Below are 19,921 nucleotides of genomic sequence, written 5' to 3'. Positions count from 1 at the left end.
GATCCCATCGGGGTCTTGTGTGTAGTCGCAGGCAACAATAAATTTAGCCTGTGCTAAAAATCAGGTTGTCGGTGGTTGTGACCGGGGTGCTGTGCCTGGTCGTGGGACAGGTCCGTGGACAGGAGTCTGCGGACACGCTCGCCGTGCAGTGGCTCCAGTTTCAGGAGGGCGTAGCAAGGGCGCAGAAAGCCGACAAGCCCATCTTCCTCATGGTGGGCGCACCGTGGTGTGGCCCGTGTGCCCGGCTGAAGTCGGAGACGTACCCGGACCCGCTTGTCGCCAGAGCCATGCGGGCGTTCGTGCCGGTCGAGCTCACCATTGACGACTGGGATCGCAAACAGCGCATCGGCCCGTACCGTCTCACCGAGGCAGCCTGGTCAGAGCGCCTGGGCGCGGCGGAAACTCCGACACTGCTGGTGCTCACCTCGGATCTGCAGGTCCTCGGCAGGCACACCGGGTTCCTCCCCCCGGAAGGACTGCTACCCATCCTGAATGCGGCCGCAAGAGCGGCATCCAATCATGACGACTCGTAGTTGGGGTATCACACTGGCGGTGGCGGGGCTTTCGCTGACGATGGCTTCCCAGGGCCAGGCCAGACAGTTCGCGACCATCGAGGGCACAGTACGCTCTGAGGGGCAAGCGGTCGCCTATGCCAGCGTGCGCTTGCCCGACCTCCGTGCAGGTGTTGCGGCTTCCGAAGCGGGCGTCTACAGCCTGAAACTGCCGACCGGAACCGAAGGGTCAATCACCGTCCTGTTCACTGCGATTGGCTACCAGCCGCTGGAGAGGTCGGTTGAGATCCAGGGGGTGGAGACCATACGCCTGGACGTCGAGCTCATCCCGACGGTGTACGAGTCTGGAGCACTGGTGGTGACAGGAACGATGACCGAGATCACGACGGCAGAATCGCCGGTGAAGGTCAACCTGCTACCCTCGCGCTTCCTGGAGACCGTGCCGACGTCCAACCTGATGGAGGTGATCGACCGGGTCAACGGGCTCTATCAGCAGATTGACTGCGGCGTCTGCTACACCAACAACATCCGGATCAACGGCATCGACGGGCCCAATACCGCCGTGTTGATCGACGGCATGCCCATGATGAGCAGTCTGGCAGCGGTGTACGGACTGAACGGCATCTCACCGATGCTCATCAAGCAGGTCGAAGTGGTCAAGGGTCCCATGTCCACCCTCTATGGGTCGGAGGCGCTGGGTGGTGTCGTGAACATCCGGACCAAGGATCCCGGCTCGACGCCGCGATTCTCCGCGAACGCGTACACCACGCAGCACCGCGAGCACGTGGCAGAGGCCTCCGCGGTTGCACTGCGAGGAAGAACCAACCTGCTGGTGTCCGGCACCCTGCTGTCGGCACAGGACTACCACGACAACAATGCCGACGGTTTCTCGGACCGTCCATTCCAGTCTCGCGTAGCCCTGTTCGCCAAAGGCACGCGCACAGACGCGCTGGGGTTTGACCGAGCCTCCGTCGTGGCCAAGTTCTATCACGAAGACCGTGAGGCCGGTGTCGAATCCTTTCTGAAGGCTCCGAAGGATCTCCGTGGCTCCGGCGCGACCTACGGGGAGTCCATCTTCACGCGTCGCGCCGAGCTGATGGCTACGGTGCGCGCGACCAGCACCCTGAACGTGGCGTCCGCCCTGAGTCTGCACGATCAGGACTCTTTCTATGGCGACTCGGGCTACCAGGCACAGCAGACTGACGGCTTCCTTCAGGCCACCTGGACGCCGTTCATGCCCGCGGCCCGTGAGCACCACGATCTGCTGATCGGACTGGCGATGCGGTATCAGCGCTACGACGACGGTTCAGGCGTGACGGGCCGCTATGACGACAGCGGCACACTGCTCGAAAACCAGCCCGATACGCGCCTGATTCCAGGTCTCTTCGTTCAGGATGACGTGGAGGTCACGGACCGTCTCAGGGTGCTCGGTGGCCTGCGCCTGGATTATCAGCCGGATCACGGGCTGATACCATCACCACGACTCGCGACGAAGGTGGAGCTGGGTGATTTGACCACGCTGCGTCTGAACGTCGGCACGGGCTTTCGGGTCGTGAATCTCTTTACCGAGGACCATGCTGCCTACACGGGCGGCCGCGCTACGGTGATCCTCGAGGACCTGAACCCGGAGCGCAGCGTGAGTACCGCCGGCTCGATCCAGCACATCCTCACGGGGATGGGAAGCCCGATTACGGTCGACTTTGACGCATTCTGGACGCGGTTCTCCAACAAGATCGAGCCGGACTACGACACGCCCGGTGAGGTGCGGTACCGGAATCTCCGCGGGCACTACGCAACTCGGGGCGTCGCCCTTCAGGTTCAGGGCAATGTGACGGGAGGGGTGAGCTACTCGGTGGCGGGCACGTTGATGGATGTCTACGTCGAAGAGGATGGCACGCGACGGGACCATGAGTTTGCCCCCGCCTATCAGGGCACCGCGACCATCACCTGGCAGGCCCCGAACGATGTCGTGCTGGATTACACCGCGCGCGTCACGGGCCCCATGCAGATGCCGGGATTTGAGCCGTCTGTGCGCGAAGCCTACAGGCAGGCGACCGGGGTCACCCTGCACGAGCGCTCCCCGACATATGCTGTGCACAACCTGCAGGCCACCCGCGATTTCCGCTCCACCTCCGGGCGGTTGCTCCAGGTGTACGTTGCGCTCGAAAACCTCACCGGATTCAAACAGTCGTCGCCCCTGGTGGGCTACTACGAAGGAACGCCCGGATTCGGGGACTCGTTCGACACGGCCTATGTCTATGGCCCCATAGAGGGTCGGCATTTCGGCGCGGGAGTGCGCCTCATCCTTCCCTGATCTGACCATGAGCAACGAGGCCCCCGGATCCGGCCGCATGCTGAGCCAGGTAGCAGAAGACTACCTCAAGACCATCTACATGCTTCAGGGAGACGGTCGCGTGGGTACGAACGACCTGGCCCAGTCACTGGAGGTGTCGTCCGCCACGGTTACCAAGATGCTCAAGCGGCTGACACGCATGGAGCTGGTGGACCACGAGGCCTATCGCGGTGTCCGCCTGACGGAGCCAGGGCGAAAAATTGCGCTTGAGATTATCCGGCACCACCGCCTGCTCGAGACCTACCTCAAGGAGATCATGGGCTTCTCCTGGAGTGAGATGCACGATGAAGCCGAGCGCCTGGAGCACCACATCTCTGAGGAATTCGAGGAGCGCATCGACGAGATGCTGGGTTACCCCACGCACGATCCTCACGGCCACCCCATTCCCACCAAGGACGGGGTGATTGCCGACTCCGCGACGCAGACGCTTGCAGATGTAGATCCCGGAAGCTCCGTCGTGGTGCACCACGTGTCGGACGGAGATGCCGAAATGCTGCACTACCTGGAGTCTACGGGCCTGCTGCCCAACAGCCGGGTGCACGTCGTGCGCAAGGAACCGTTCAATGGACCCCTGCGCGTGCAACTGGAGTCGGGCGAGAAAACAATCGGCCGTGAAGTGGCCCGCAACGTGTTCGTGAACGAGGCCTGACCGGAGATCACGGAGTCGAGACCACAACTTGTTCCTTAGGAAACCTTAAGGTCAGAATCGGGCGGTTCCGGAGCCAAAGCCCTATGTTTACAGCCGTTCCTGTCTGTTGAGGTATGGCTGAAGTGACTGCCCGCATTGCGTCCGTGCTCGTTGTGGATGACAACGAGGTGGATGTCTTTCTGGCGCGGGAATTGATGAGACGTCACGGGGGGTTCGGTGACGTGTATGACGTGGCGGACGGGCAGGAAGCTCTGGAGCTCTTTCGGAGCCAGGCAACCGGCGAGCGTTTGATGGGCGACGATTTCCCGCCGACGCTGATCATCCTTGACATCAACATGCCCCGCATGAATGGATTCGAGTTCCTGGACGCCTTCCGGGAGGTCGAGGATTCTCTGGATCCCGTGCCGGTGGTCGTGATGATGCTCACCAGTTCGGTGGATCGCAGGGACCGGGATCGCGCCCGCGCCTACGGCATCGTGAAGGAGTTTGCCGAGAAGCCCGTAAGCATGGAGTTGTTGGACCAGGTGGTGAGCAGGTATGGCCGGTGATGCGCAGGCCACGGCTGCCGAGCACGGTGTTGATTTCCATCGCCTGGTCGACGACGCTCTGCACCTGTTCTGCGTAGCTGGTACCGATGCCCGCTTTTACTGGTTGAACCAGGCCTGGCCCGAGCTGCTGGGATGGTCGATGGACGAGCTGCTGTCCCGGCCGTTTCTGGAGTTCGTTCATCCGGAGGACATAGCCGCCACGCTGGCTGAGGTCGAAAAGCTGCGTCAGGGGCAGCCTACCCTGAAGTTCATCAACCGCTATCGGACCAAGGACGGCAGCTACCGGTCCCTGGACTGGCTTTGCACGCCGTACCCGGATGGCAAGTTGTATGCCTCTGCCAGGGATGTCACCGATCGTGTGGCGGAGCAGAAACGCATGCGCGAGCAGGTGGGCTGGCTGGAGATGGCGGAAGAGATGGGCCAGGTGGGCCACTGGCGCATCGACCTTGCTACGGAAGAGCTCTACTGGTCACCGCAAGTGTATCGCATCCACGGGCTCGATCCCGGCTCCGGCACCCCTCCGCTTAAAGGAGGGATCGAGGCCTACCACCAGGAAGACCAGCGGCGTGTCCGGGACTACGTCAACCGGGCCATCGAAAAGAAGGAAGGCTTCTCATTCCAGCTTCGCCTGATCCGGGCCGACGGGGAAGAGCGCCTGGTGCACAGCCGGGGCGAAGTGACCCTGGATCCGGTGACCGGTGACGTTGAGTCGGTGTTCGGAGTCTTCCAGGACATCACCGACCGGTTTCAGGACTTCCAGCGCAGCAATGAGGCCCTCGATCAATTCGCGTACGCCGCAGCACACGATCTACAGGCACCCCTGAAGACCATTCGTGGCCTGGTAAGTCTGCTCAAGCATGACCTGAAGCATTCCGATGAGCTGACTCCCGTTCTGGATCGCATTGTGGAGAGTTCCACCCACATGCAGGCCCTGATCGACGAACTGTACCGGTACGCACGCCTGACCGGCTCTCGTGAAGAGCTGACGTGGGTCAGCCTGGAAGGCGTGGTGAGGGACGTCTGTCGCAACCTGACGGCGGATATTGACGCCGCCGGCGCCGAGATCAAGATTGACCCTCTGCCGGACGTGCTCGGCCGATCCACGCTGCTGGCGGCCTTCTTCCAGAACCTGATCTCAAACGCCATTCGCTACCGGCACCCCGAACGGGCGCCGAATGTGTATGTGTATGCGATGCGGACGGAAGAGGAACACCGGATAACGGTGGCCGACAACGGCATCGGGTTCAAGCCCGCAGACAAGGCCAAGGTCGTGCGGCCGTTTTCCCGACTGGGTCGCGACAAGAAGGGCCTCGGCATGGGGCTGGCAATCTGCCAGCGCGTGGCTCAGATCCACCATGGCGAACTCGAAATTGATTCCGAACCGGGTACAGGCAGCCGGTTCACGCTGGTGATTCCGGCCGGCGAAATGGTGCCTGAGACGTGATCGACCCCCTCACCCCTCAACCCCTCAACACATGCAGTCCGGCGTACGCCGCCAGGTTCTTCTGGTGGACGACAACGACACCGACGCGCTCATTGTCGAGCATTTCCTGCAAGCCTCCACCGGCCCCCATGGCATCAGGTATGAGGTGACGCGCGCGTCCTCCATTGAGACCGGGCTGAGCGCTCTGGCTGAACTCAATCCGGACGTTCTGCTCCTGGATCTGCACTTTCCGGGTTCGGGAGCCGACGACACCTTCGCCCAGTTTGCACCCTTTGCAGATCAGGTACCGATCGTGCTAATGACGGCTTCGGACGAAGACGACCTGTCGTACCGGCTTGTGGAAAAGGGGGGACAGGATTTTCTGCGCAAGGACCACGTCAACCGATGGAGTCTGGTGCACGCGATCGAGTTCGCCTGCAACCGACACAAGATCCAGGTGCAGCTGAACAATCTGCTCAGGGCGGCCTCGGGGTCCGGGCGTGACTTCCAAACCCTGACGGAGGCAACAACGACGCCGCTCATCGTGGTGGATCCGGACTTCGCCCTGCTCTATGCCAACGCGGCGGGGTGCGGGTTGCTACACGTTGATCTGGCGGGGGCGGTTGGAGATCAGCTGGATCTCTACCTGGACCCACGCTCCGGTGCCGCGCTCATGTTGATTGACAAACGCCAGTATGTGGTCGATGCCGTCTCGATTGGGTGGGACGGTGCGGATGCCATCCTGCTCACCGTTCAGCAGCCGGTTCCAGAGGTGGAAGTCACCCCGGGAAGCGTGATTTCCAACTGACCCCACCAGACCGGGCGTCTCGATCCCGCATGCCGGGGGACGGCACGTCCGATTCGTTTGGTCAGGTGTCCCGGGCTCCTCATCCGGTACTTCCAACCATCCGGCCACAAGGCGCGCCCCCGTACCCCCATACGACGAGTCGCACCGACCGCGCTTGTCAACGAATCAAGGTCGTGCCGCCCCCGGCATGGGTCACCCCTCACCAAAGGCGGTTGCGTCGTCTACAGACGGGCCATGCGCGGTCTGTGACGGGAGGGGTCCCGGCGGGGACCCCCCACAGGGTCCACCGGTTGCCGATCACTAAGACTGACAATTATCCAGATACAGGCAGCCAACGCGAATACATTCAAGGCGATGGCAAACAAGGCAAGGGTGGGACTCATGGTACTCCTCCGAAAGTCACGCTTGGAAACAAACGCGACGGTCTCCACCGAACGGGGCCACGTTCGGGGTTTTTTTCGTAATGGAGGAGGTACCCCGCCGCGTCGGAACTACTTCATCAGGATCGAACTACTTCATCAGGATCACCGAGCGGGTCTGAACCTGCGCACCGGCCGTCAGCCGGTAGAAGTACATCCCGCTTGCAAATCGCGAACCGTCGAATCTCGCCTGATGTCGTCCGGCGGGATGCGCGCCTGAGGCAAGCAACGCAACGCGCCGACCTGTCATGTCGAACACCTCCAGTCGCACGGTGGCAGACTGCGGCAAGTCGAAGCCTATGGTTGTGATCGGATTGAACGGGTTCGGATAGGCCGGCAAGAGTTCAAACACCTTCGGCAGTTGAGCCGGGGTCTCCTGCGAGGTCGCCGATCCGATCTCCAGCACAAAGTCTTCCGCTCCTGCCGTCTGACCGAATCCGTGATGCTTCACTCCGCGGACGGTAGCTCCGGGCCGCGAGGTGGTCACGAGAAAGTCACCTTGGGACGCAGTGCGGAAAGTGTATTTCCCGGAGAAGTCCGTCTCGGTGACGCCCAGGAGCGCATCGCCCGAATCCAGTCGTCCGTCCGCGTTCATGTCTCTGTAGAGAGAGACCTCCAGATTGGGGAGCACGGCATCGTACGCGTCGAAGGCCCCGGACATGTTCATGTCGGCGTAAGCGCGTCCGGCGGTCGTATTGGTATCGTTGGTCAGGCAGGCGATGGCTTCGTAGTCACGATGGCCGTCGACCCCGAGTGAGGCCCACAGGGAGGTCGCGCCTGTGCTGCGGTTGACCACGACCACTTCCTGGAAACTGCTGCCACGCGTGGCAAGCAGCGTGCCGTCCCCATCGAACGTAAGTCCTTCCAGGGAGCCGTCGTTGACGCTGGCTACCAGCGTAGAGGCACCGGTTTCCCGGTCAATCCGGACCACCTGTCCCGACCCGGATCCATTCGCAATGGCGTAGAGCTGCCCGTCCAGAGGGTCGATGGCGAGATCGTCGATGTCGCCGCGGCCGTCGATGGCCTCGATCTCCACATAGTCGCCGCTGGAGAACGCCCCGGCCACTGCCGCACCGGTATTCGGATCCACCTGAATCAGCAAGTCCGTCGCGCCCGATCGTCGAACGGCCGCATACAGGATGCCCGTGTTCGGGTCAAACGTGAGTCCGTCCACATCACTGAAGGTCACGTTTCCGGCCAGACCGGACCCACTTCCAAACCGGCCGATCTCAGTGAATGCCCCGGTGACGACATCGATGGAACCAAACCGGCGACCATTCGCGCCGTAGAGCGTCGTCTGCTGCGGGTTGAATGCCATGGCCTCCACCAACTGCGAGCCCATGACCCCTACGGTGGTCTCGAGCAGGGAGCCTTTGCTGATGCGGGTCAGCACGTCCCCGTCGCCGAGCCCGCTTCCCTGGTCGGCCACCGCGTAGCAGAACAGGGAGGCAGTGGTCTGGTCCAGTTCGTAGCCGAAATCCACCCCCGAAACCTGCTGGCCTTCGGACTGCACAGACACGGCAGCCACGGCCTCACTCGATGGGGTCGCCGCCGGGGGCAGGCTTGCGTAGTCGAGGCGCACCAGAAACGCCCCCAGACTTGCCAGTTGGAACGACCATGTACCGTCCTGGGCGGTTGTGACAGAGCGCAGGAGGGCATCGCCCGCATCCAGGGTGTCGTCCGAATTGAGGTCACGGAACAGATCCAGCCGCGCGTTGGCCTGGCCGTTCTCTCCTGCTCCGAGCACGCCGTCCCCATTCTCGTCGAAGTAGACAGTGCCGGATATGCGTTGTTCGGCCTGCGGTCCGCGGCAGTCGATGGACTCGTAGTCTGTCCCACCCTCTCCCAACGTCGCCACGGCCGTCGTCGAGGCCGTAATCTGGTCGATCTCGACGATCGTGCGCCCGTTGTCTCCGGTCGTGCCGAAGAGGCGACCGTCCGTGGTGAATCCGAGACCTTCTATCTCGCGATCAACCACCCCGACGAGAGCCGTCATCCCGGTCACGGGATTGAGGGTAAAGAGCCGTGTACCCCCGGAGGTAGTACCGACGCCGTACAGCACTCCGGTTGTCGGGTGAAAGGCGATGTCGTCCAGGGTTTCGACACCGTCTACCGGTGCGATGGTGACGTATCCCGTGCCTGCTCCGAAGTGGTTCGGGACCACGGACCCGGTAACCGGGTCGATGACAACCAACAGGTCGGGCTCTCCCGATTTGGCAACGCTACCGAACAGAAGGCCCGTTCCCGGCTGGAAGGCCATGCCGTCCACATCCGAGACCCCGCGCGTTCCGTCCGCTCCGTCAGCGGAGCCAAAGGCACCGACATCCAGGAACGCTCCGGTCGCCGTGTCCAGGCGTCCCAGCCGGTCCGCGTCCGCCGCGTAGAGTGAGCCGAGGGTGGGGCTGTATGCAATGCCTTCGATCCTGGTCGTGCCCGTGCCCCCAACCCGGGATTCCTGGCCATCGACAACCATGGTCAGCACATCGGCGGCGCCGCTATTGTCCGCCACCAGATAGCAGGTGGACTCCACAGGCACGTCAACCTGCAGGATTCTCCACGTGAATTGTCGCGCATCGGAACCGTCGATGTCCTCCGCCCGCACGGTGACGGTGTAGGCTCCGGCCTGTGTTCCAGCGCCGGTAATGTGGCCGTCGGGGGACATGGACAATCCGGGTGGCAGTCCGGAGGCACTGAACGTCACCGGGTCCCCGTCGGGCTCGCTTGCGGTAACAACCAGGCTGACCGCCTCCTCGAGCAGGTGCGACTGTTCGGCGATGGCGTCCACGACGGGCGGGCCGCCTGATGAAGGAGCCGCGGCCTCCTCGTCGTCGATGGCCTGGAGATAGGCGACCAGGTTCGCCAAATCCCCTGCCGAGACGGACACGCCGGAATGGGCCTGCACGGCATCGCCCAGGGTGGCGGCAGAGCCGTCATGCAGGTACGGCCCCGTGGCCCAGACACCCCGCAGCGTCGGCGTATCGATGCCGGTCAATGGCTGCCCGAGACGGCTTCCGCTGGATGCACGCAACGTGCCTATATCATGCAGTGTGAGCGATGGGCTGTCCGTGAATCGCGTACCGGAGTGACAGGCGGCACAGTCCAGTTGACGAAATATCTCAAGTCCCGCCGCCGCCGCGGCCGAAAGCGAACCGTCGGCCATGCGGAAGGGGCTGCTGCCTGATTCTCGCAGGCTTGCAACGTACGCGGCCAGCGCGTCCAGATCCGGGGAGCGCCCGGCCTTCAGGGGGCCAAGCGGGTCCTGCGTTGCCTGGAAGTCGGCATTATTCAACAGGCCCGTTCCGTCGAAGACGCCCCGGATATCGTTCTCAAAGTCGTGGATCTCGTCAAAGTTGGCCGTCCAGTGCACCGGACCATGGTCGGTGCCGCCGCGGCCGCGCAGATCGATGGTATTGCGCAGTCCCTCTCCACCGTCTGTCATGTCCCAGACGCGGCCGTCATGCGCGCCGCCGGCATGGCAGGAGGCGCAGGACAGGTAGTCCTGGGCCGAGAGGCGGTCATCGAAAGCGTCGTTGAAGAGCTGCTTGCCACGAAGCACCACGGCATCCAGGGCTTCGATACCCACCGTCGAAATGGCCTGACCGACCGGCGCTTCCACTCCGCTTCCGCCTTCGGTGAGCGCGGTCACATTCACGGACTGCACGGTGCGGTCCATGTAGTTGTGCACGAACAGCGTGCGGCCGTCGGCAGAGAGCGCAAGACCTGTCGGGGCCCGTCCGACTGCGATGCGCGTAATGGCCTGGCCCAGGAACGGGTCAATGGCCGTCACCGCACGCGAGCCCGAATGAGCCACAAAGAGCACGTTGCCGCGCGGCCCGAACACGGACGCGACAGGGTGGCTCTGGTCGTCGACGTCGAGTCGGTCGGCCACCCGTTCGTTTCCGGATGGGATGTCGATCACAGAGATGCCGCCACGCACGAGCCGGTCGTGCTCGCGTGCCTCGCCGTCACGCTGCAGGCCGCGGAAAATGTTGTCGAACTTGGACGGGATCCACAGCGACGCACCGTCCGGGGAAACGGCTGGAGCCGCGAGGTAGTTGGCGATGCCGCGAGCGCGATCGGGCGTGTCCACCACGTCGTTGTAGGCCAGCGTGGTCGTGCGGTCCAGGCCGAGATCGGATGTACGAATCCACAGTACCTCCCCGCCCCCCTCGGTCCCTACGTTGGCCGTGCTTTCTCCTGCGATGGGCGGGGTGATGAATCTTGTGACGTAGAGTCGGCTTCCGTCGCCGGACAACGCGAGGTGGCGCAGCCAGGGGCCCAGAGACGATGACTGTTCGGCAAGACCGGAAGAGAGGTCCAGTCGGACCACGCGCCCGGAGCCCTCGAGGGCTACGAAGGCCTCCGATCCATCCGGGCGAACCACAATGCCATAGGGTCTGCTTGCAAACGGCATGTCAAATGTCTCCACCACACCCAGTGATGAGGTGGAAACGCTTGTGACGGTGCCGGAACCCCGACTTACCACAAACACCCGGTTCGCTGCATGAGACAGCGCCACCGGATTATCCCCGACAGGAAGTTCCGCGAGGCGAACCTGCCCGTTCGCACTGGTCACGGTTACGGAGTTGTTGTCCGGATTGACGTTCCAGATCCGACCGGAGGCGTCAAGGACAATGCTGGAGCTGCGGCTGCCCGCCTGGCCCGTTTCGGCCGGGTGCACGTTCTGGAAGAACGAGACCTGCGCCGATTCCGGGCCGGCCGTGACCACGGCGGAAATCTGATAGCGTCCGGGAGCGCTCCAGGTGTGGGATGCCTGCGCCCCGCCCGTTGTGCTTGTCCCATCGCCAAAGTCCCATGCCACATCGAAGGAAGCGGGCCCGGAGACACTCAGCGAAACGCTGCCGGCCTGGCCGACAGCAATGGGTGAAGACTGCACCCCGGCAATGGCGAGCGGCGCGGTGTTTGAGTCCACCGTCCACACGAAGGTGACCGACTCCAGTCCGGTTCCGTCAGTCACCGCCGCCGACACCGTGAACGTGCCTGGCGTGGCGAGTATGCCGGAAATCATCCCTGTCTGAGTGTCCAGCAACAAGCCGTCCGGCAGGCCGGAGGCGGAGAACGTCAGGGGCTCGTTTTCAGGGTCCGCGGCCTGCAGCTGCAGGTTAACCGCAGTTCCGACGGGGTCCTGCTGGTCTCCGGGGTTTGCCAGGGCGGGAGACCCATTGAAGGGCGAGAGAAAAGTGCCCGGTATGACTTCTCGGAGGCGGCTCGGGGTCTGCCAGGCCACGGCCAGATTGTCTCCGCCCGCTCCTTCCTTGTGCACAGCCTCGATGTAGTAAAGATTCCCGGCTTCGAGGTAGACCTGCGCCGACTCCTGCGAGGCGTATTTCTCCCAATCCCTCGAAGGAGTCCAATGGCCGACCGTAGCGATGACCTGCGCGTCGTCCGGAGATGCACTGGTGCTGAGCCACAGCTCGCCGTGGTTGTCGCTGGCAATCCAGAACGTGTACAGCCCGTCCTCAAGCGGGTGCAGGAAGCCCCGCATCCGCGTGCCGTAGAAGTTGGCGATGTCGGTCGGGGCCTCAAACTGGTCCGGGTAGTCGGTTCCCGATGGACTGTCGGGATAGCGGGGGTCGCTGCGAAGACCGGCGAGCTCATCGCCCTGGATGTTGCTCCACCACTCCCGGAGAATCGAACCAGTGCCGCCGTCCCGCACGGTCCAGTTGAATGATTCCGTGTCCTGGAGTTGACCTGCGGTAAGCGTGATCTCCACCGCGTGCAGGCCGGTCGAGCCGGCCGCGATCGTTCCGGAGATCAGGCCGGTCTCGGCGTGTATGGAGAGCCCGGGGGGAAGCCCCGTGGCTGAAAACGATGCCGTCATGCCCTCCGGCACGAACCACTGAACCTGCAGGTTGACGGTGTCCAGATTCCGCGATTCCTGGTCGGCGATCGAGAGCAGTGAGGCCGACAGATCTTCCGTGACAAGGACGGGCATGGATGTCGATGGTGTGCCGTCGGTATCGACGGCAAACAGCATCCAGTATCCGGGGGACAGCACGTTCTTGTTCGGGTGAGAGATGACCTCGTAGTTGTCTCCCGAGCGCGACCGAACCGCAAGGCGAACCAGGCGCTGATCCGTATTGACCGCATGCGTGGTGGACGATGCCTTGATCATCGTGAAATAGTCGATGTCCCGGGTAGCCTGAATCTGGAAGGTCTGGCTGTAGCCGACCGCTGAAGGAGCATTCAGGATCTCCGGGCGGGGTTTCAGGGCCCCGGCGGCGTCGTAGAGATACGGCGGTGTGTAGACCTGTCCGTCCTGGTGATTGGCGGCACATCCGGAGCCACAGAGGCCACCGCCCGCAGATAGCACGCGGCCATCGTCCAGGAGCAGGGCAATGGAGTGGTAGTTGCGAGGCTCGGAGATCCCCGCGACGGTGCGCCAGGTGCCGGCGTCCGGACTCCAGATTTCCACCGGGAGTACCGTGCCGTCATCGCTGAACTTGATGCCGGTGGTATTTCCGCCAACCACCAGCACTTCGCCGTTTGGCAGCACGACGGCGCTGGCGAACCTGCGCGGGTGCTGCATGGGCGCGATCTCGGTGACCACGGGCGTTGCCCCGTTGACATCCATGATCAACGCCCGATTGGTGGCGGGGTCGGCGACAGCCGTACCCGCGCCGCCGGCAATGAGAATCTTGCCCTCGTCGTACATGGCCACGGCCGCATGCTTGGAATACCATGCATCGGGCAGCCACGGGCCGTACTCCAGAAGCTGTCCGTTGCCCTGCACCGTGACGCGGTGCATGATCGAGGTCGGCCCCGCATGCACGATGTCGCCTCTGGGGTCCAGGAAAAGGTGCGGCCACCAGTGGGATTCGAAGCCCAACTGGCCGGAGATTCCACCCCAGTCGATTCCTGTCAGTTCCGCCCATCCGGACCCGGGCGTCAGGAGCTCAGCCGTGTCGGCCGCGTTAGGTTGGCCGCTCCCCGAAGCCGTAAACACCGTGCCATCCGGCATCGCGACCGTGGTCGGGTACCAGCGCCCGTGATTCATGGAGAATGTCTGCGACCAGCTTCCCGTATCCGGATCGAAGACGGAGGTGGTCTTGACGTGGTTGCGCCCGCCGTTCACCAGGAGCTTGCCATCCGGCAGCATGACCAGGTGGGCGCAGAACATGTCGTGCGTGTGGTTCGGTGTGTCCACAAAGCTGCCGGTCTGCGGGTCCCAGACAGAGGCATAGGTGAACTCCGAGCCCGACGGGAATCCGTCCGTCCGGTTGGACGACCACGTCAGAATGCGACCGTCCGGCAGATTCGCAGCCGACACCGGGACGTGCGGCCACTCGATCACGCTGCTCCACTCGCCGAGCTCACTCAGATCGGCGGGGCTCTGGGCTACGAGCGGTCCCGCAGCGATGACATAGCGGCCTGTGTGGTTACGGGCCTTTGCCGCCCAGAATGCATCAGACTGGGCGTGCGTCTCATGGTTGTGGTCCTGGGCACGAGCCGGTGCACTGAGGGCCACGGTGGTGAGCACCGCAAGCACAGCCGGACGGGGAAAGTGACGCATGACGACAGGGTAGGGGTATACCCGGTCGGTATCGTCAGCACAGGCCCGCTCTAAAGGGGATTCCTACCAGGCACGAACTACCGTCGTGACCGCAATCGAATCGAGTTCAGGGTATTCAGCGGCCAGTGTGCGCGCTCCGAGGTCGGTACGCATCGGTTCGTTCCCGTAAGCGCTGAACAAGCGCTCCACGATGTCCATGCCCTCGACCACACGACCGATGGGAGGAAAGCCCACGACGTTGCGTGAGGAGCGATCCGCGTCCAGGTGAATGTTGTCCTTCAGGTTGATGAACATGGTGAAGGACCGCGTACGCGCTCCGGCGCGGGCGAACGACAGGGTGCCCCGCTCATTGCTGGCTCGAACGGGCTCATCGTTCAACGGCATCTGGCGCCACTGCTCGTCAATGACGGGGTCACCCGATCCGCCGAACTGAGCCACGAAGTCTTCCACCACCCGGTAGAAGCGGGCACCCTCATAGAAGTTGTTTCGGAACAGGTAGTAGGCCCGATCCACCCCTTCCGGAGACCAGTTCCGATAGAGACGCAGGTTCAGGGCTCCTTCGCTGGTCTCCATGCGGACCTCGAAGGAATCCGGGGCCGCCTGATGCAGGGAAACCAGAGACGGCTGGGTGATGGGGTCCGAGGCGCTGCACCCTGCCAGAGCCACAACAAGTAAGAGAGAAACGGTACGCATGAATTAGATCTCGCCGCGTCGGGCGAATTCGGAGATGTGCTCTGCGGCGCGGAATGCCAGGGCCATGATGGTCATGGTGGGCTGCCCCCTTCCGGAAGACACGAAACTGCCCCCATCGACCATAAACAAGTTGGGGATCTCGTGGCTGCGGTGGTAGCGATCCACAACCGAAGTGTCGGGATTCGTGCCCATTCGGGTGGTGCCGAGCAGGTGGGCTCCGGCACTTTGAGGCACAACCTCCGGCGCCCAGACTTCCTGGGCTCCGGCGGCGTCCAGGACCTCGCGAGCCCGGTCCTGCAGAAACGCCATGGTGGCGAGGTCATCATCATGGTCGCGATAGGTGATGCGAAGCGACGGCAGCCCATGTTGATCCGTATGGGTCGGGTCCAGCGTCACGTTGTTGCTCGCGACGGGCAGGGAGGTGGTGTGCACGGCCACCGTCATGCTACGCGTGTAGTACCGCTCCAGCGCGTCCTTGAACCCGGCCCCCCATGTAGGCACAGAGGGCGGCAACCCACCTCCGACGGCCCACCAGATGGGGGTTCCAGGCTGAAAACGGGCGTCCAGCCCACCGCCGCCGTAGAAGCCGCGGCCGGGGTCGGTATCGTACCAGTCGTGCACGATCCGGGTGACCTGGGGGCCCTTGAACTCGTTCAGCGCGTGCTCAAACAGTCCGTTGGCCGCTGTTTGTCCGTTGAACATCAGGTTCTGACCCACCATTCCGCTGCCATTCCCGATTTCCGACAGGAGCAGCAAACGAGCGGTTTCGGCCCCATTCGCACTCAGTATGACGGCCTTGGCGGCCTGGGCATGCTCCAGTCCGTCTTTGTCCAGGTACCGGACCTCCCGCGCACGGCCGTCCGCGCCGAGGGCAACCTGAAAGACGGTGCTCAGCGGGCGGACCTCACAGTTGCCGGATGAGACCGCCTGGGGGATCATCGTCGCCAGTGTGGAGGATTTGGCGTTGACCTCGCAGCCGTATGCCAGGCAGAAGCCGCAATTGATGCACGGCGCACGACCGTCGTAGACCTCCGACAGGATGGCCATGGGGGCGGGATGCGAGTGCAGACCGAGCTTGGCCGCTGCGCGGTCCATCAGCACGCCCGAGGACTTCACCGCAAGCGGCGGCATCGGATAGGGGCGGGACCGCGGAGGGTCGTCCGGGGCCGGCGTACCGGAGACTCCGATTTCCCAGTCGACCCGCGTGTAGTACGGCTCGAGCTCGTCGTACGTCAGCGGCCAGTCGGCGAAATTCGTTCCGGCAATCGGACCGAGGCGGCTGCGCTCATTGAAGTCGACGGGGCGGAAGCGCCAGAAGTTGGCTGTGAAGTGCACACTGCTGCCACCGACCATTTTTGCGTAGAGCGCAGGCGGAAACGGGGTAGGGGCCGCGACCTGATCCTCGGAGGCGCGGAATGTCTGCCCGTGGCTGCCATCGCCGTTGCCCATCCACTCGTACTCAAAAAACGTTTTCCACTCATCGTGCCGAAACTCGGACGGGTCTACCCAGGGGCCCTTCTCAAGAAGGACCACGCTGTGGCCGGCGGCAGCCAATTCGCGGGCCATGATGCCGCCGGCGCTGCCGGAGCCGACGATCACAAAGTCTACCTCCTCACGGGTGGCATAGCGGGTGCTGGTCTCCACACGTTTCATGCGTTTACCTCCGCGTCGTAGTGGCCAAAGGGGGGCGTCCACGCGTGACGGTCATCAAATCCGATGAGTTGCCAGCCCACCTTGCCCCGGTTGCCTCCACGAGCGGGATGGCTGAGAAAGCCGGCCACAGTCAGGAATTGGAGGATCTGGAACGGCAGCTCCGTTTCGATCCCATGGATCAGGGTGTCCTGCTCGTCCTCCGAAAGAGAGGCGAAGGGCTGGCCCGCCTGCCCGGCCAGCTGGTCCATGGTCCCGCGGATCAGCGCATCGGCTCCCGTGAATACGGGCATGGTGTCCAGCACCATGTCGATGAACCGGGTGACACCCGCCTCCCTGGCACCGGGCCGGTCATCGGTTGGAATGATGCGCGCGGTGAAGGCTTCCACGAATGCGGCTTCCTCGGCTGTGAACAGGCGGTAAGGCTGCTGCTCGGCTCCCGGGCTGCAAGCGAGGTCCATGGTAGCCAGAAAAGCCGGCATGTAGGCCGTCAGGGCGGCCCCACCGGAAAGACCAGCAAAGCGGCGGATGAAAGCGCGGCGGTCCGGGTCTTCGGGGGATTGCATGGCTCTTGGGGGCTGGCTCTGGGCCAAGAAACCACCCCACCCGGACGCGGGCAAGCCGTTCGGGCCACCCCCGAACCTATCGCACGATGCTCACCGGGGTGGTGGTGTTCACGTCCTGGGACCGAATGGTCACGTAGTAGATGCCCGCCGGGAGATCTGCAGTCGGAATGCGATCAAACGCCCGGCCGGAGTTGACAGGCCCATCGATCACCGTTTTGGCACGTCGGCCGGAAGCGTCATGCAGCGTAAGCAGCACATCCTGCCTGCTGTCGAGCACATAGGTGACCGTGATGGCTTCACGGGCCGGGTTGGGAAAGACGGTCAGCAGCTCGAACTGGTTGAAAATGGGTAGTTCGGGTTCCGATCCGGTTCCTTCCAGCGCGCGCTGAAACATGCCGTTTCCGTGCGTGGCTACCCTCAGCCGCCGGGTAGCGTCGTCAGCGGTGGCAGCTTCGGAGATGGCCAGATCCATTGCGATGAGGGCCTCCGGAAGTCCTTCGTCGAACGGCTCCCAGGTATCGCCGCCGTCCGAAGAGACATACACACCCACATCGTTTCCAGCGTACACCCGGTTGGGTGTCTGCGGATCGACCACAACGGACCAGGTGGGTACGTCGGGCAGTCCCGAAATCGCAGCCGACCAGGATGCACCACCGTCTTCGGTTCGATAGACATGGGGCGTACCAAAGCCGGCCACAGCAACGAAGGCCCGGTTATCGTCCTGAGGATCCAGCGCGATATCTACCAGGTAGCGATCTGGTAATGTCCCGGTGATGTCCTGCCAGCGAACCGCTCCACTGCGCGAAACCAGCACCCGCGCGCGTTCAATGCCGGGTGCCGTTACCGCATAGACCACATCGGCCGATTGGGAGGAGGCAGCGAGACTGACCAGCGGCTCACCCGTCAGCGGGTTTCCACCGTTTCCGGTGCCCCATGAGGCGCCGCGATTGCTGGACATGTATACCCGGTCCCGTCCGGCATACAGCCGCGCGGGATTCACGGGACTCAATACGAACGGTGCCACGAAGCCCGTGGGCCTGTTGTTGCCCGGCGGTGCGACGCCCTGGGAGCTGAGCCCGCTGTCCGTGGAGCGACGCATCGCCAGGTACTGACTGGACCAGTAAACCCGATTGGGCTGCTCCGGGTCGATGGCCGTCCAGGCGCCGTCCCCTCCGTTCAGGATGCGCCACTGCAGGGTGCCGCGGTAGAGGAGCGTGGAGTTGTCCTGGGTGCCCGCCATGGCGACCTGCGGCACCTGGGGATTGTTACTCATACCCGCATAGAACTGCACCGTCTGCAGGCCCCCGTTGAGGGCCTCGAACGGTGCACCGCCGGTGGTCGTGCGATAGATGCCTCCGTCGGTCGCAAAGAGATGGTAGTCGGCATCCTCGGGATGCACTGCTATTGCATGGTGATCCGGGTGCGTCCACTGCGGTACCCCATCATGCCCACCGATGGGGGGCGTCGGGTTCGTCCAGCCCGTCCATTCGGTCTGCGGATTCAAGACGCGTCCGCCGTCGGTAGATGTGTAGATCAGGAAGCCCACGACCGTGATGTGGTCGATGTTGTCGGGACTGATCGAAACGTCGTGCGAATACCACCCCTGGGACCCCACGAAGTTGGTGGTCTCCTGCATCACCTCCCAGGTCGCCCCGCCGTCCAGCGTGCGAACCAGCCAATTCCCGTCCGAGGAGGTGAATCCGTTCCCGATTGTCGCGTAGGCAACGTTCGGGTCGGAGGGAGCCTGCGTGATCAGGGCCTTGCCGCGCCACGTCGCGGGAAGTCCTTCGGTGGTCCGACTCCAGGTGGCACCGCCGTCCAGGGATCGGTAGAGGCCGTTGCCCGGCGTGCCCAGGTTGCCGTGCGCCGCCAGGACCAGGCTCGTGTCGGCCGGATGCAGGGATACGTCCGTGGCCATAATCACCGGGTGCACGTTCGTCCAGCTGCGTCCGGCGTTGTAGCTGACATAGAGACCCTCGGTGGTCGCCGCCCAGACCGAGGCCGGCCGAAGCGGGTTCACCGTGATCATCTGCACGCCGCGGCCCTGCTCGGCCGCCCAGTCCAGCGTCTTGCTCCAGCTCGTGCCGCCATCCCGGGAGACCAGAATGCCCATGCCGTAGGAGCCGCGAGAGGGTCGATAGGTGACGCCCCGTCCATCGCGATCCTGATAGTTGTACACCTCCCCGGTGCCGAGGTAGATCGTGCTGGAGTCGTCCGGCGCGTAGGCGACTGCCGAGGCGGCGAGGACCGGGAATCCGGTCTCGATCCGGTGCCAGGCGCTCGTTCCCTCGCCGCCGGAGTAAGAGCGCCAAAGCCCTCCGCTGGCCGAGCCCGCCAGCAGCGTGCGCGGCCGCTGCGGGTTGAACACCACCGACAGCATGCGGCCGGCCACATTGTGGGGGCCGATGGCCTCCCAGGGTTCCTGCTCGAAGTCCTGCGTCTTGAACGCGCGCCTTTTCAGGTCAAAGGCCTCGGATACCCCGGCGGCCGGCACATCCGGCTGGGGATAGGCCCTGGCCTGGGTCATCCAATCCAGCGATGACCACGCACCGGAGGGGCGTGGTTTCGGCTCGGGCGAGGAGCAGGCCGCCAGTAGCAGCGCAAGAACGGGGAGGAATCGAACCATGGACACGGGAGGGTGAGCAGCAAGGCGCGGGGAATTCCTCAGCGGGCCTGCACGTTCCGATGATCCCGACCGAACGGTGCCGTTCGACGATTGACCGGTAGTCGGGTGGACAGATGCTTCCAGGGAGGTCGGCACTTTCG

Annotated in this window: 11 protein-coding genes; 6 read left to right on the top strand and 5 right to left on the bottom strand. The window is 63.7% G+C overall.

From position 1 onward, the window contains the following. The first annotated feature begins 50 nt into the window (after positions 1–50). The 6 genes from JJ896_01795 (at position 51) to JJ896_01770 (ending at position 6,293) form a co-directional block, all read left to right on the top strand. Complete coding sequence (locus JJ896_01795; protein ID MBO6778361.1) at positions 51–533, top strand: thioredoxin family protein; 483 nt, start codon at positions 51–53, stop codon at positions 531–533. Then, positions 520–2,826 carry a TonB-dependent receptor gene (locus JJ896_01790; protein ID MBO6778360.1) on the top strand — a complete coding sequence of 769 codons (2,307 nt, stop codon included), beginning with the start codon at positions 520–522 and terminating at the stop codon, positions 2,824–2,826. The genes JJ896_01795 and JJ896_01790 overlap by 14 nt, the downstream gene beginning before the upstream one ends. 7 nt (positions 2,827–2,833) lie before the next feature. Then, a complete protein-coding gene (locus JJ896_01785; GenBank protein MBO6778359.1) occupies positions 2,834–3,514 on the top strand; it encodes a metal-dependent transcriptional regulator in 681 nt (226 codons plus the stop codon). 113 nt (positions 3,515–3,627) lie between these two features. Further along, positions 3,628–4,062, top strand: a complete 435-nt coding sequence (locus JJ896_01780; GenBank protein ID MBO6778358.1) for a response regulator — start codon at positions 3,628–3,630, stop codon at positions 4,060–4,062. Then, positions 4,052–5,506, top strand: coding sequence for a PAS domain-containing protein (locus tag JJ896_01775; GenBank protein ID MBO6778357.1), 1,455 nt, complete (start codon positions 4,052–4,054; stop codon positions 5,504–5,506). Before JJ896_01780 ends, JJ896_01775 begins: the two co-directional genes overlap by 11 nt. 31 nt (positions 5,507–5,537) lie before the next feature. Continuing rightward, positions 5,538–6,293: a response regulator gene (locus JJ896_01770; GenBank protein ID MBO6778356.1), complete on the top strand. Its 756-nt coding sequence runs from the start codon at positions 5,538–5,540 to the stop codon at positions 6,291–6,293. A 510-nt stretch (positions 6,294–6,803) separates the two neighbouring features. Here JJ896_01770 and JJ896_01765 read toward each other — a convergent pair. The 5 genes from JJ896_01765 to JJ896_01745 all read right to left on the bottom strand — a co-directional run bounded on the left by JJ896_01765 (position 6,804) and on the right by JJ896_01745 (position 19,781). Beyond that, on the bottom strand, positions 6,804–14,246 hold the full coding sequence (locus tag JJ896_01765; protein ID MBO6778355.1) for a DUF1929 domain-containing protein: 7,443 nt from the start codon (positions 14,244–14,246) through the stop codon (positions 6,804–6,806). Positions 14,247–14,309: 63 nt separating this feature from the next. Beyond that, positions 14,310–14,939: a peptidylprolyl isomerase gene (locus JJ896_01760; protein MBO6778354.1), complete on the bottom strand. Its 630-nt coding sequence runs from the start codon at positions 14,937–14,939 to the stop codon at positions 14,310–14,312. 3 nt (positions 14,940–14,942) lie between these two features. Then, the gene (locus tag JJ896_01755; protein MBO6778353.1) at positions 14,943–16,592 is read right to left on the bottom strand and encodes a GMC family oxidoreductase; all 1,650 of its coding nucleotides are present in this window, start codon (positions 16,590–16,592) and stop codon (positions 14,943–14,945) included. Then, entirely contained in the window at positions 16,589–17,155 is a 567-nt protein-coding gene (locus JJ896_01750) for a gluconate 2-dehydrogenase subunit 3 family protein (GenBank protein MBO6778352.1), read from the bottom strand. The genes JJ896_01755 and JJ896_01750 overlap by 4 nt, the downstream gene beginning before the upstream one ends. A 76-nt stretch (positions 17,156–17,231) precedes the next feature. Next, entirely contained in the window at positions 17,232–19,781 is a 2,550-nt protein-coding gene (locus JJ896_01745; GenBank protein ID MBO6778351.1) for a T9SS type A sorting domain-containing protein, read from the bottom strand. Between the last annotated feature and the right edge of the window lie 140 nt (positions 19,782–19,921).

This window comes from Rhodothermales bacterium (assembly GCA_017643395.1).
GTDB lineage: Bacteria > Bacteroidota > Rhodothermia > Rhodothermales > UBA10348 > JABDJZ01.
This window is presented reverse-complemented; position numbering and strand designations above follow the sequence as displayed.